Here is a 12,551-nt window from a genome sequence, read left to right as displayed (position 1 = left end):
CGGTATCTCCTAAGACAATGTTGGCAAGCGCAACGGCGCGCTTTGCAGGACCATTGCCGATCGCGTCTGAAGAGCAGGTAAACACCGGAGAGACATCGCGTTTGCAGGTCTTAACCGGGCATTCATCAGAGCGTGTCAGGACGGCCGAAACACGGTTCCGAAGGTACCCCATGACCGATCCCGCCGCCGCGAAGGCAGACACAGAGGTCCTTGCACAGTTGCACCTGCGGCTCGCGGCAGAGCTCGAGCGGCTGGCCGCGCTGGCCGCGTCTCTCGACGGGGCCTTCGCCCCCCGCACGGCAAGGTCGGCTTTGCGCAGCGAAGCGCTGCAGGACCTCGACCGGCTTCGTCAGCACTGCGCGGATATCGCCGTGTTCCAGACACGCCTGGCAGCAGCGTTGCCGAAAGGGGCGCCGCTTGCCGCTGAAACGCTCGCGGATGGCTTGCAGTTGCGCGACGTGGCCGATCGGCTGACGGGCCGCGCGACAGGCGCGCGCAGGACCACGCAGACGCCGGGCGAGGTGGACCTTTTCTAGCGCTCCGGCGCCCACCGATGATCCAGCTTCCAGAAACCGTCGCGCCTAGAGAAGGTCCAGATCGCCGGGACCGGGTCCCGCCAGCGGCGCACGGCATGCCGGACGCGGTTCCGGGTCGGGCGCGAACGCCGCCGGCAGCACCATCTGCTGCGCGATACCGCTTCGCGGCCAGTAGCGAAGCTTTCGGGCGCGTGTGCCGCCCACGTCGTATCCGACGCAGCGAATGCCTTCGTTACGCAGGAACCAGAACGCGAATTCGGCATTCGCATCGCCGATACCCAGGCGGGACCCGGTGGTGTTGGCGCCGCCGAACACCTTGGCCTCCAGCCGGTGCAGTGCGCCGCCGGACTTGAGGATCGCGTTGATCAGCAGTTCCATCGCGTTGATGCCGTAGCGCGTCTCCTTGCCGCCGGGCACCGTGTCGTGCGGCAAGAGGAAATGGTTCATGCCGCCCACGCCGGCCACGCGGTCGGTCAGGCAGGTCGCGATGCAGGAGCCGAGCACGGTGACGAAAACGTCGTCCGGCCCATCCGCCACGCGAAATTCGCCCTGGATCACGTGCTGCGTGTTCATTCGGCCTCCCCACGCCGAAGCTGGCCTTCGCGCGGCGGCCCGGCCGCGAGGGCGCGAAGCGCGGCGGGAATCCGCACGGGCGGAAGCGAAAGTTCCACGGCGCCAAGGTCCATCGCGGCGCGTGGCATCCCGTAGACGGTGCAGCTTTCCTCGGATTGCGCGATGGTGCGCCCGCCTGCCGCGCGGATCGCGGCGAGCCCGGCCGCGCCGTCTCGCCCCATTCCGGTAAGAAGGACGCCCACCGCCCGTCGCCCGTGACGGGCGGCCGACTGGAACAGAACGTCCACCGAAGGGCGGTGGCCCGCGCATGGCGGCCCTTCGACCAGCCGGCACCGGCGGCCGCTGGGGTCGATGGCAAGATGACGATCACCGCCCGGCGCGAAGAGGATGCTCCCCGGCTTGAGCTCCATCCCGTCTTTGGCCTCGCGCACGGACCCCGCGCAGTGGCGGGCGAGGCGCGTGGCGAGGCCGCCCGCGAACCGGCCGGGAATGTGCTGGACCACCAGCGTTGGCGGCGCATCCCTCGGCAGCAAAGGCAGGATGGCCTCGAGCGCCGCGATGCCTCCGGTTGACGCGCCGATACAGACCAGCAACCCGCCTTCGGGTCGGGCGTTCACAGCGGCCCCGTCACGCGCTCGATGCAGGCGCGCATCTGCGGCGTCGTGAAGGGTTTCGGCAAGTAGTTGTTCATGCCGAGCTGCTGACCCTTCACGAGAAGCTCCCGGTCGGCACGACCGGTGATCAGGATGAACCCGATGCGCTGCGTCACCTTGTTCTTGCGCAGCGCCTCCAGAAGCGCGAGCCCGTCCATCCCCGGCATGTTGTAATCCGAGATCACCAGATGAACCGGCCGCGCAACGAGTCGTTTCAGCGCGCTCTCGCCGTCCTTCTCGGTTTGGTAGTTCGTGATGCCGAGTTCATCCATGGCCTGCGTGATGAGCCCGCGGCTCGTGGACATGTCGTCCACGATCATGACGTGCAGGTTGTTCTTGACGCCCATCGCGGCGCGCTCCTTCAGTTGCTGGTCTGGCCGGGCTGCGGGGTGTCGGCAGCAAGGTCGGTTCGGACATAGCCGGGCCCGTCGAGCCGGTAGAAGGCGCGCGCCCGCTCCGAAAGACGCTCGGAATGACCGATGTAAAGCCGATCGCCCGCGCGTTTCTGTATCGCGGCGAAGCGTCGCCAGAGCCGGTCCTGCGTCTCCGCGTCGAAGTAGATGACTACGTTTCGGCACAGGATCACGTCGAAGCCCCCGCGAAACGGCCATGCATCGAGGAGGTTCAGCACACCGAAACGCACGAGCCGTCGCGGAGCGTCGGTGACACGCATGTCTCCGGTTTGCACGTCGCGCTCGAAATGGGCGCCGCGCATCGCCGGGTCGAGGGGCGCAAGGGCCGCCTCCGGGTAGATGCCGGCCTTGGCGCGCGCAATCGCGGTGCGATCGAGGTCCGTGGCGAGAATTCGGATATCGAGCGCATGCGCGTCGGGACTGGCCGCGAGCACCGCGAAGGCGAGGGTGTAGGGTTCCTCCCCCGTGGCGCAGCCCGCCGACCAGAGCCTGACCCGCGCGCCACGGCGGGCCCGCGCGACAAGTTCCGGCAAGACCGATCGGGCAAGATGATCGAAATGATGCGCCTCGCGATGGAAGCGCGTGACGTTCGTGGTGATCGCCGAGATCAGTTCGGCCGGCTCTGCCGGGTCGGCGCGCGACTCCAGCAGCCGACGGTATTCGGAGAACCCCGCCAGCCCGAGCGCCTTGAGCCGCTTGTAGAGGCGCGACTGCAGCAGGGCACGCTTCGCCGGCGGCAGGCAGATGCCGGTTTCCCGGTGAATGAGCGCGGCGAGGGCGACGAAATCCGCGTCCGAAAGCTCTGCCTGACCGGCAATCGGGGTGACGACCGCGCGCGTCATAGCATCACGTCCTCGAGCGGTTTCTCGGCTGCCGGCAGCACGCGGGAGAGGTCGAGCGCGCGGATGAGCGCGTCCTCGACGGTAAAGACACCCTCGACGAAACCGTTTCCACCCCCGCCGGCCACCTCCGGCGTCGGGCGCAAACCCTCCGCCTCGACCGTGATGATGTCGGAGACCGCCTCGACGAGCAGGCCGACCGTCCCGCCGCCCAGGTTGGCGATCACGATCACGTGGCGTTCGGTCGGCTCGGTGCGGCCAAGGCCAAGCCGGAGGGCGAGGTCGATGACCGGGATCACGTTGCCTCGCAGGTTCATCACGCCGGTGACGAAGTCCGGTGCGCGCGGCAAGAGCGTCGTCGGCGTCCATCCGCGAATTTCACGCACGAGGCCGATATCGATGCAGAAATCTTGACCGGCCGCGCGGAAAGACACGATCTCGCGGTGAAGCTGGATGCTCTCTACGGCGGTTTCTGGGGCAACGCGTTCCATGTCAGCAGGCTCCGAAGGCTCTGGGAAGGGACTCGGCGTCGCGCTGGCCGCGTTCTGGATTGGCGACCTCGTCCACGTCGATGATCAGGGCGATGCGTCCGTCGCCAAGGATCGTGGCCGCGGCGATGCCCGGAACCTGTCCGTAGTTCTCCGTCAGCCCCTTGATGACGACCTCGCGCTGTCCGAGGATGCGATCCACGGCGATCGCCACGCGCTGCCCCGAGAAACTTTCGACAAGAAGGATGGCGGTTCCGACGGGTTCCTCCGGCGGCAGGCGATAGCCGAGCGCGGCGCCGAGGTCGAAGAGCGGGATCAACGCGCCACGCATGGAGAGGACCGGCCCCCCCGCGCCGAGACGATGAACCGCCGCGTCGTTCGCGCGAAGCGTCTCGCGCAGCGCCGTCGACGGGACGACAAGGGTTTCGCCGGCCACCTCCACGAGCATGCCCTCGACCACGGCGAGCGTCAGCGGCAGGCTGACTGTGACCGTGGTGCCCCGGCCCGGAGCCGATCGCAGGCTCACCCGTCCGCCGAGCGCATGGATCTCGGTGCGCACCACGTCCATGCCGACGCCACGACCGGAAAGGCTGGAAACGGCGCCGGCGGTGGAAAATCCTGGTTCGAAGACGAGGTTCAGCGTTTCCTGCTCGCTGAGGTCCGCGTCGGGCGCGACGAGCCCGCGTTCCACCGCCTTGGCATGCACACGGGCCGGGTCTATGCCGGCGCCGTCGTCGGAAATCTCGATCACGACGAGGCCGGAGCGATGTGCCGCGGAAAGCTGAACGGTACCCTGGCGGGGTTTGCCCGCCGCCTCGCGCGTCTCGGGCGGTTCGATCCCATGGTCCACTGCGTTCCGCAGCATGTGAGTCAGTGGATCGGCAAGGCGCTCGATCACGGTCTTGTCGACCTCCGTCGCCTCTCCCTCGGTGACGAGCCGGACGTCGCGATCGACCGCGGCGGCCGCCTCCCGGACGATCCGGCCCATGCGCTGGAACAGCGGTTTCACCGACTGGGCGCGGATCGCCATGATCCGCTCCTGCAATTCGGTGGACAACTGCTTGAGCTGGCCGAGCGACGCCACCACCGCCGGATCCTGGCGCGCGTCCGCCCCGACGAGGGACTGGCTGAGCATGGCCTCGGCAATGACGAGTTCCCCGACCAGGTTGATGAGCCGGTCCACCCGCTCGAGATCCACGCGGATCGAGCGGCGCTGGTCGGGTGCGGCGGCGCGTGGCGCGCCATCCGACCGCACGGCGGGCCCGGCCTCGCCATTCGTCGCGACCGGAGAAGGTGCCGGAGCGTCCGGCGCGGCGGGTTCTGCGGGCTCGGCCCCGAACGTGAGGCCCGCGTCCTCGGCCACGAATTCGAAGATCTCCTCCACATCGGCGCGCGCCACCGGAACCTCGAAACGCACACGCCAGGAGAGGTAGCCCGCGTCCCATTCCGCTTCGTCCCAGGCCGGTAGCCGATCGAGTTCGGCCTCGCACGACAAGGGCGCGAGATCGGCAAGCGCGCGCAGAAGCGGCACCGGGTCATTGCCGGAGGCGTAAAGCGCCCGGGTCGGCGCGAAACGCAGCTCGGTCACCGCGTCGGGATCCTGCGGCCCCGCGTCCGTGGCATCGTCGAGAAGGTCGAGCGTCAGCGCGGTGGGCGTGAAGCCCGCATCGTCTGCCTCCGTTTCCGCCCCTGTCGTCCCGGCCACGGGTGCCGGCGGCACGGCCGCACCCGTCCCCGATCCCGCGGCGGTCAACTCGGCGAGAAGCGCCTGGTGCTCCGCGGATGACGCGTCGGCCGGGGTGCCCGAGCGCTCGGCCTCGACAAGGTCGAAAAGACGATCGCCCGCGCGGAAAAGCAGCGGCGCGACCGCGGCACTGTCGGCCACGCGACCGTTCCTCATGTCGTCCAGAACATTCTCGAGCGCGTGGGCGAAGCCCACCAGCGTGTCGAAGCCGAAGGCCCCGGCACCGCCCTTGATCGAGTGCACGGCGCGGAAGACCGCGTTCACCGTCTCGGCGTCGGCCTCCTCCGCCTCCATGCGCTGGAAGCCGTCGGACATGACCTCGAGAAGATCCTCGCACTCCTGGAAGAAGGTATCGCGAAGGGAGTCGCGCGCCGCCATTCTACACCTGCCTAGCCGCGACGCGGCGGATGGCCGAGACGAGCTTCGCCTCGTCGAAGGGCTTGACGATCCAGCCGGTGGCACCGGCGCGCCGGGCGCGCTCCTTCAGTTCCTGCGCGCTTTCCGTGGTCAGCACGAGAATCGGCAGTCCCCGGTGCCGCCGGTCGGCGCGCACCGCATCGATGAAGCCGAAGCCATCCAGCCTGGGCATGTTGATGTCGGTGATCACGAGATCGGGCTGGACCTCCTCGAGCTTGCGCAGCCCATCCTCTCCGTCTTCGGCGAGGTGGGCTTCGAAACCGGCCTCGGCGAGGGCGTCCTCCAGCATGCTGCGCATGGTGCGGGAATCGTCGACGGCAAGAACTTTCAGTGACATGCAGGCTGATCCTCACCTCTGTCGGAGCCCAGAACGCGCGCGAGGTCGAGAAGCGCCAGCGCCTCTTCGAGCGCGTCCGACCTGTCCGTGAGGCCGAACGCGAGCCCGTCCTCGCGCCACTGGCGCGCAGCGATCACGAGAAGCTGGAGGCACAGGCCGCCCGCCTGTTGCACCGCGGCGCCATCGAGTTGCACGGGAATGCCGCGCAGGTGTTCCAACGCCTCCGACAGCTCTTCGGCGGCGGTCGGATCCATCCGCGCAGGCAGTGCGAGCCGGCGCGGCGGCGGGGGGGCGATGGCGGTGTCTTCCACGCGATCCTCCTTTCCATGGCCGGGGTGTCGGCCCCGGGGCACGGCGTCAGGCCGACCCGGGAACAAGCGCTACAGCCAAAGGCTTAAGACAAGGTTGCGCGGGATCGGGCGCCGGCGACGCGCATGGGGAGATCACGGGGCCAGAAAGCCGGGAAAGCCCCCGCGAGGGGCGGGCGGGTGCGGGGCCAGCCGACCCGCCTTCAGCGCGCGAGCCGAAGTTCGGCGCAAAGCCCCCCGAGACGATCGCTTTCGCCCAGGTGAAGGCTGCCGCCATGGGCGCGGGCCACGTCCGCCGCGATGGCAAGGCCAAGCCCCACACCGGTGCCGCGATCCTGGTTCCGCGCCGGGTCGAGCCTGGCGAAGGGTTTCAGCGCCTCCGCGCGGAGCTCGCCCGGGATGCCCGGCCCGTCGTCCTCCACGGAGAAGACGAGCGCACCGGGCGACGACCGCACCGACACCTCGGCCCGCGTGCCGTACCGCACGGCGTTGCCGATCAGGTTCTCGAGCGCCCGCCGCACCGCCACCGGGCGCAGATGCACGGTCTCGGGCGCGTCCACGAAGGCCACGGTCACGTCCTTGCCCGCGCGCTGCGCGTCCTCGGCCACGCACCGCAAGAGCGCGCCCGGGTCCACGGGCTCCGGCTCCGCCGCGCCCGCATCTCCCCCCGCGAAGCTCAGAAATTCGTCGAGCAGGCGCTGCATCTCTTCCACGTCGCGCTCGAGCGGCATCCTGTCGGCATCGTCCAGCATGGAGAGCCCGAGCTTCAGCCGCGTGAGCGGCGTGCGCAGGTCGTGGCTGACGCCGGACAGCATCAGCGTGCGCTGCTCGATATGGCGCTCGATCCGCGCCCGCATGTCGAGAAAGGCGCGACCGGCCGCGCGCACCTCCTCGGCGCCCGAGGGGTGGTAGGGAACGTGCCGGCCGAGGCCGAACGCCTTCGCGGCATGGGCGAGCCGGGTGATCGGGCGCAGCTGGTTGCGCAGGTAGATGAAGGCGATAACCGTCATCAGCACGCCGAAGAACACCATGTTCACCAGAAGCTGATGCGGGTTCGAGGCCGAAAGCCGCACCCGCCGGAAATCGAGCCGCACCGGCCCGGCGGCACTCTCCGCGTAGAACGCGACCTCGCGATTGTCGGGCAGGACGAGCGCGCGGTACTCCGGCAGGCGCTCCTTCAGTGTGCGGATCACCACGAGGCCCGAGAAATCGAACCAGCGGCGCAGGTCGGTGTCCGGCACGGCCGCGGCATCGACCGGCCGAAGCGTGTAGTCGAGCGTCTGCGCGAGGTCCTGCACCTCGGCCATCCCCCCGGTCTCCAGCCGCTCGAGCAGGAGGTCGATCTCGAGCGCGACGCTGCGCGTCATCTGCTCGGTCACGCCCTCGAAGTGACGCTGGATGAACACCACCGAGACCACGAGTTGCAAGGTGACCACGGGCAGAACGAGGATGAGCGCGGCACGCCCGTAGATGCCGCGCGGGACGTAGCGTTTGAGCCAGCCGAAGATCATGCCTAAACCTAGACCTGCCCCGCGCCAGGAGGAAGAGCAATGCCGGACCCGAGCGACGACTCCGCCCCGCCCGCCGGTTTCGCCCGCGGCCTCTCGCCGGGCTTGCGGCGGATTCTGGCGCCGAACCCCTCTGCGATGACGTTCTGGGGCACGAACACTTATCTTCTCGGCGACCGCGACATCGCGGTGATCGACCCGGGGCCCGACGATCCGGGCCATCTGCGGGCGATCCTCGACGCGGTGCCGCCCGGCGCACGCGTCAGCCACATCCTCGTGACCCATGCCCACCGCGACCACAGCCCGCTCGCCCGTTCGCTGGCCGCGGCGACGGGCGCGCCGGTGATGGCCTTCGGGGGCGCGACGGCGGGCCGGAGCACGGCGATGGAAGAACTCGCCGCCGCCGGGCTCGCCGGCGGAGGCGAGGGCGTGGACCACGACTTCGAACCGGATGTCCGGCTTGCCGACGGCGCCGAGATCGAGGGCGCGGGCTGGCGGCTCACCGCGCTCCACACACCCGGCCACATGGGCAATCACGTCAGCCTGGCTTGGGGCGAGACGCTTTTCACCGGCGACCACGTGATGGGCTGGGCAAGCTCCCTCGTCTCTCCGCCCGACGGCGACGTGAGCGATTTCATGGCGTCCTGCGCACGGCTGCGGCGCCGGGGCTGGCGCGTCTTCCATCCCGGCCACGGCGGCCCCGTCGCCGAGCCGCGGGCGCGGCTCGACTGGCTGATCGGCCATCGTCGTGCCCGCGAGGCCCAGATCCGCGCGGCCCTCGCCGCCGCGCCCGGAACGGCGGCCGAGATCGCCCGGCGGATCTACACCGACACGCCCGAAGCGCTCTTGCCCGCGGCGACACGCAACGTCCTCGCCCATCTTCTCGACCTTCGCGCCCGCGGTCTTGCCGAACCCGAAGGCGCGTTGCGCGAACACGCGGTCTTCGCCGCGCCCGCGCGCTGACCCCGGGCACGCGCGCCGCCGCACGACCAGTCACGCTCGCCGGCGCACGAGATTTCCCGGACGAACGGGCTGGACGCCGGTGCCGCACCTTGTTATGACCCCCACCGTGTTCCGGCGTAGCTCAGCGGTAGAGCAGTTGACTGTTAATCAATTGGTCGTAGGTTCGATCCCTACCGCCGGAGCCAATCTTCCTCAAAGCACTAAAATTGCTCGGTAATCTGCGATAAGAGTCGCAGACTTCCCAACATGGCACGATTCCTGTCACCGCGCTTGGCACAAACGCTGGCACAGGAGTCGAAGACATGCGGTCACGGGTCTCGACGCAACCCCATCTCGAATACCGGCCGTCAGGCTTCCACTGGCGCCGGCGTTGGCCGCGCCGGGTCCTGAAGGGATGTACCCCATCAAAAAAGTCGTCACTCCTGTTTTCCCTCCGATCCCACGTCCTCCCCGACGCGAAGGCCCTCGCTCAGAAGCTTACGCTTCTGAGCGACATCGCCTTCGCCGGGATGACGGAGAGAACGATGGCGATCGCGCCTGACATCATGGAAAGGCTCCTCGTGGAGCTCTGCCGCTTCCTCATCGAGGCGGCGGATGCTGCGCGCGAGATCGCCCCCCAGCGCTCGCCCGAAATCGCGGCCTACGACCTTGCCTGCGCCAACGCCGCCGTCGAGACGCTGCGGCACGCGATTGCGATGCGGGACCGCGACATAGCGCGCAATCCGCTCCGCGACGTCGCCGCACGTCTCGGCATCACGCTCGACGAGACCGACCCAGATTGGCAGCGCCTCGCGTTTCGGGCCCTGCGCGTCATGCTTGAGGCCGAGGAGGAGAACGGCCGCCGGGATCGCGGCGACTTCGGCCGGCCTTCCGGAACGCTGCAAGCGGCCCGTGACCTCATCGACCGTGGACCCTTGGCGTCCGCGCCGCATCTTATCCGCCAGACGGCCTCGGCTCTCCCGCAGGCGCCTCGCCAAGACCCGGAAATCATGCCGACGATGTGCCGAGACACCTCGAATGCCGAAGCGCCATCAGTGAGTTCCGAACCGGTTCGAACCGACAGTGCGCGCGAAGCGCATCTTGCTCCGACGGCGACGGAAGCCGCCAACGAACCACCGGAACCGCCCCGTGCCGAGCGCTCCTGCCCCACGATCGACGAGGCTTCGGAACTGTACATCGACCTCCGAAGCAAGGGCTACAAGTCGTTCAAGGCAACCGAGCAGGTCAACGAGAAGGCTGGAAAAAGCTGGGCCCGGAACACCGCCCCCAATGTGCGTTCGACGGCACGCCTGTTTTCGCGGATTCTTGGCGGCAGGCGCTTCGACCAAATCACCAATCAGGACCTGAAGGAAGCCTGGGAGCTCATCGCCCGCATTCCCCACACATACCAAGCCAAGACCAGCAAGTTGTCCCCGCAAGAGGCCGCAGACAACGCCGACGCGACCGAGAAGCACATTGCCGAGATCACGCGCGCCCGCCTCGAGAAACAGGGCGCCAGTCCCGGCAAGATCGAATCCGAGATTCTGAAAGGACGTATCAAACGCCTCCGGACGGCGACGATCTACCGTCACATGCAGGACTTCCAGCGCATCTGCATCTTTCTCAAGAAGCGCGGTTACCTCACCGAGAACATCATGGAAGACCATATTTGGGAGACCGCGGAATACGAGCGCCGTGAGATCCTCGAAGAGGACAACGAGCGCCTGACCTGGTGCGGAAAACTGGACGGTCTGTTCCGGACGCCCATCTTCCAGGATCGGCTCGAGGACGTGGGCGATCCGATGTTCTGGGCACCCCTCATCGCGGTCCACATGGGCCTGCGCAGCGAAGAGGTGCTTCAACTATATCTCGAGGATGTCCAGGTCATCGATGACATCCCCTGCATCGTCCTGAAGCAGGGCCCGGGCCAGAGCCTCAAGAGCAAGGCGTCACGTCGTACGATTCCGATCCATGACAACCTGCTGAAATTGGGGTTCCTTCAACTCGTCGCAATGCTCCGGCGCGCAGGAAAGCCACGCCTGTTCCCTTGGCTCGCGCGGAGCGAGAACAAGAAAACCTACACCGAGACCTTTTCGAAGCGGTTCACCAGGTATCGTCAGGACCACAAGATCTACGACACCCAGCGCGACTTCCACAGCTTCCGGACGACGTTCAATCATCTCCTGATCCAGGCCGAGTGCCCGGATTCCCAGCGGTGGGCTCTCATGGGGCATGTGAAGCGGGATGTCGGCATTACGAATTACAACCCGGGCGGCTTCGCGCTGTCGAAGCTCCGGAACCGCGTGAATTCCCGGCGCATGGAGGCCGCGCAGCGCTATCAAACGGAAACCTTCCAAGCGGAATGTGAGTCCGTGGCCTATGTCGAGCGCGCACGGGCCGCCTGCCCGAAGGTCTTCCTCTCGGCCATCGCTCTCGCCGCTATGGTCATCTACTGGCTATGAGTCCTGAGACTGGTGCCCAAGGCGAGACTCGAACTCGCACGGCCGAAGCCGGGGGATTTTGAGTCCCCTGCGTCTACCATTCCGCCACTTGGGCCCGGCCCCGGTCTAGCCGCGCCGCGCGCGCGTGTCCAGTGCAGAGCCCGCGCTTGCGCTTGACCGGGCGCGCGGCACGTGGTCTCTCGCGCCCCGTGACCGTAACGAGGGGACGCCGGCCGCCATGCTCCGCGGGCTTTACGACTGGACGCTGCGGCTCGCCGAGCATCCGCGCGCGCTCTGGGCGCTGGCGCTGGTGGCCTTCGCGGAAAGCTCGGTCTTTCCGATCCCGCCCGACATCCTGATGATCCCGATGATCCTCGCCCGCCCGTCGCGGGCCTGGCTGATCGCGGCGGTGGCGCTGCTGGCCTCGGTGGCGGGCGGGCTCGCGGGCTACGCCATCGGCGCCTTCGCCTACGACACGCTCGGCCGGCCGATCCTCGAGGCGCTCGGCAAGGAGGAGGCGATGGCCGCCTTCAACGACACCTTCAACGGCGTGGGGGTCTGGGCGGTGCTCGTGGCGGGCGTCACGCCCTTTCCCTACAAGGTCATCACCATCATGTCGGGGTGGACGGCGCTGCCGCTCGCGACCTTCATCGCGACCTCGGTGCTGGCCCGCGGGCTGCGGTTCTTCGTTCTGGCCGCACTCCTGCGCGTCTACGGCGCGCCGATCCGCGACTTCATCGAGCGCCGGCTCGGGCTTGTCTTCACCCTCTTCGTCGTGCTCCTGATCGGGGGCTTCCTGGTCGTGAGGGTGATGTGAGCCGCACTTCTCTGGTCCTGGCCGCCGCCGGCGGCTCCGCCGCGCTGCTCGTCGCGGCCTTCGCCTTCCAGTATCTGGGCGGGCTCGCGCCCTGCGAACTCTGCCTCTGGCAGCGCTGGCCGCACGCGGCAGCGGTGGCGATCGGCGCCGCCGCGCTCGCCCGTCCCGGCGCGCTCCTGCCGCTGCTGGGTGGGGGCGCGGCGCTCGCCACCGGCGGGATCGGGCTTTACCACACCGGGGTGGAGCGCGGCTGGTGGGAGGGCCCCGCCGCCTGCGCGGGCGGCGGCGATCTCGCGCGCGTCTCGGTGGAGGAGCTGACCGCGCAGATCATGGCCGCGCCGCTGGTGCGCTGCGACGAGGTCGCCTGGCAGTTTCTGGGCCTCAGCATGGCGAGCTGGAACGCGCTCGCCGCCCTCGCTCTCGCCGCTTTGTGGCTGGCCGCCGCGCGCCACTCGCGCGGCGCCTAGGCCGCCCGGGCGGGGTGGCGGGGGCGGCTCCGCCCCGCGCGCGCCCCGGCCCGTTCGCGACCGGCGCG

14 protein-coding genes and 2 tRNA genes are annotated in these 12,551 nt (G+C 68.6%); 6 read left to right on the top strand and 10 right to left on the bottom strand.

The window, feature by feature from the left end; genetic code table 11:
• Nucleotides 1-170 precede the first annotated feature (170 nt).
• Nucleotides 171-536, top strand: a complete 366-nt coding sequence (locus AB6A69_RS06025) for a hypothetical protein (RefSeq protein ID WP_371060101.1) — start codon at nucleotides 171-173, stop codon at nucleotides 534-536.
• 45 nt (nucleotides 537-581) lie between these two features.
• On the opposite strand, the gene AB6A69_RS06020 is transcribed toward AB6A69_RS06025, so the two are convergent.
• From AB6A69_RS06020 to AB6A69_RS05980, 9 genes are all read right to left on the bottom strand, one after another.
• Nucleotides 582-1,109 (bottom strand): chemotaxis protein CheD, encoded by a 528-nt coding sequence (locus AB6A69_RS06020; protein WP_371039007.1) that lies wholly within the window; start codon nucleotides 1,107-1,109, stop codon nucleotides 582-584.
• On the bottom strand, nucleotides 1,106-1,726 hold the full coding sequence (locus tag AB6A69_RS06015) for a CheB methylesterase domain-containing protein (RefSeq protein ID WP_371039008.1): 621 nt from the start codon (nucleotides 1,724-1,726) through the stop codon (nucleotides 1,106-1,108). Before AB6A69_RS06015 ends, AB6A69_RS06020 begins: the two co-directional genes overlap by 4 nt.
• Nucleotides 1,723-2,109, bottom strand: coding sequence for a response regulator (locus tag AB6A69_RS06010; protein ID WP_371039009.1), 387 nt, complete (start codon nucleotides 2,107-2,109; stop codon nucleotides 1,723-1,725). The genes AB6A69_RS06015 and AB6A69_RS06010 overlap by 4 nt, the downstream gene beginning before the upstream one ends.
• Nucleotides 2,110-2,123: 14 nt before the next feature.
• Nucleotides 2,124-3,017, bottom strand: a complete 894-nt coding sequence (locus tag AB6A69_RS06005; protein WP_371060100.1) for a protein-glutamate O-methyltransferase CheR — start codon at nucleotides 3,015-3,017, stop codon at nucleotides 2,124-2,126.
• Nucleotides 3,014-3,505 (bottom strand): chemotaxis protein CheW, encoded by a 492-nt coding sequence (locus AB6A69_RS06000; protein ID WP_371060099.1) that lies wholly within the window; start codon nucleotides 3,503-3,505, stop codon nucleotides 3,014-3,016. The genes AB6A69_RS06005 and AB6A69_RS06000 overlap by 4 nt, the downstream gene beginning before the upstream one ends.
• A 1-nt stretch (nucleotide 3,506) precedes the next feature.
• Nucleotides 3,507-5,624, bottom strand: a complete 2,118-nt coding sequence (locus AB6A69_RS05995) for a chemotaxis protein CheA (RefSeq protein ID WP_371060098.1) — start codon at nucleotides 5,622-5,624, stop codon at nucleotides 3,507-3,509.
• A gap of 1 nt (nucleotide 5,625) precedes the next feature.
• Nucleotides 5,626-6,000, bottom strand: coding sequence for a response regulator (locus AB6A69_RS05990; RefSeq protein WP_371039013.1), 375 nt, complete (start codon nucleotides 5,998-6,000; stop codon nucleotides 5,626-5,628).
• Complete coding sequence (locus AB6A69_RS05985) at nucleotides 5,991-6,311, bottom strand: STAS domain-containing protein (RefSeq protein WP_371055522.1); 321 nt, start codon at nucleotides 6,309-6,311, stop codon at nucleotides 5,991-5,993. Before AB6A69_RS05985 ends, AB6A69_RS05990 begins: the two co-directional genes overlap by 10 nt.
• 200 nt (nucleotides 6,312-6,511) lie before the next feature.
• The gene (locus AB6A69_RS05980; protein WP_371060097.1) at nucleotides 6,512-7,819 is read right to left on the bottom strand and encodes an ATP-binding protein; all 1,308 of its coding nucleotides are present in this window, start codon (nucleotides 7,817-7,819) and stop codon (nucleotides 6,512-6,514) included.
• Nucleotides 7,820-7,858: 39 nt separating this feature from the next.
• On the opposite strand from AB6A69_RS05980, the gene AB6A69_RS05975 reads away from it, so the two are divergent.
• From AB6A69_RS05975 to AB6A69_RS05965, 3 genes are all read left to right on the top strand, one after another.
• A complete protein-coding gene (locus AB6A69_RS05975) occupies nucleotides 7,859-8,779 on the top strand; it encodes an MBL fold metallo-hydrolase (protein ID WP_371060096.1) in 921 nt (306 codons plus the stop codon).
• Between the two features lie 110 nt (nucleotides 8,780-8,889).
• Nucleotides 8,890-8,964, top strand: a tRNA-Asn gene (locus AB6A69_RS05970).
• Nucleotides 8,965-9,303: 339 nt separating this feature from the next.
• Nucleotides 9,304-11,220: a tyrosine-type recombinase/integrase gene (locus tag AB6A69_RS05965; RefSeq protein WP_371060095.1), complete on the top strand. Its 1,917-nt coding sequence runs from the start codon at nucleotides 9,304-9,306 to the stop codon at nucleotides 11,218-11,220.
• A 10-nt stretch (nucleotides 11,221-11,230) separates the two neighbouring features.
• Here the strand turns inward: AB6A69_RS05965 and AB6A69_RS05960 are convergent.
• Nucleotides 11,231-11,314: transfer RNA gene (locus tag AB6A69_RS05960), tRNA-Leu, on the bottom strand.
• A 123-nt stretch (nucleotides 11,315-11,437) separates the two neighbouring features.
• On the opposite strand from AB6A69_RS05960, the gene AB6A69_RS05955 reads away from it, so the two are divergent.
• The gene (locus tag AB6A69_RS05955; protein ID WP_371060094.1) at nucleotides 11,438-12,016 is read left to right on the top strand and encodes a YqaA family protein; all 579 of its coding nucleotides are present in this window, start codon (nucleotides 11,438-11,440) and stop codon (nucleotides 12,014-12,016) included.
• Nucleotides 12,013-12,483: a disulfide bond formation protein B gene (locus AB6A69_RS05950; protein ID WP_371060093.1), complete on the top strand. Its 471-nt coding sequence runs from the start codon at nucleotides 12,013-12,015 to the stop codon at nucleotides 12,481-12,483. The genes AB6A69_RS05955 and AB6A69_RS05950 overlap by 4 nt, the downstream gene beginning before the upstream one ends.
• Nucleotides 12,484-12,551 lie beyond the last annotated feature (68 nt).

It is taken from the genome of Rhodosalinus sp. 5P4, assembly GCF_041365695.1.
Lineage (GTDB): Bacteria > Pseudomonadota > Alphaproteobacteria > Rhodobacterales > Rhodobacteraceae > Rhodosalinus.
This window is presented reverse-complemented; position numbering and strand designations above follow the sequence as displayed.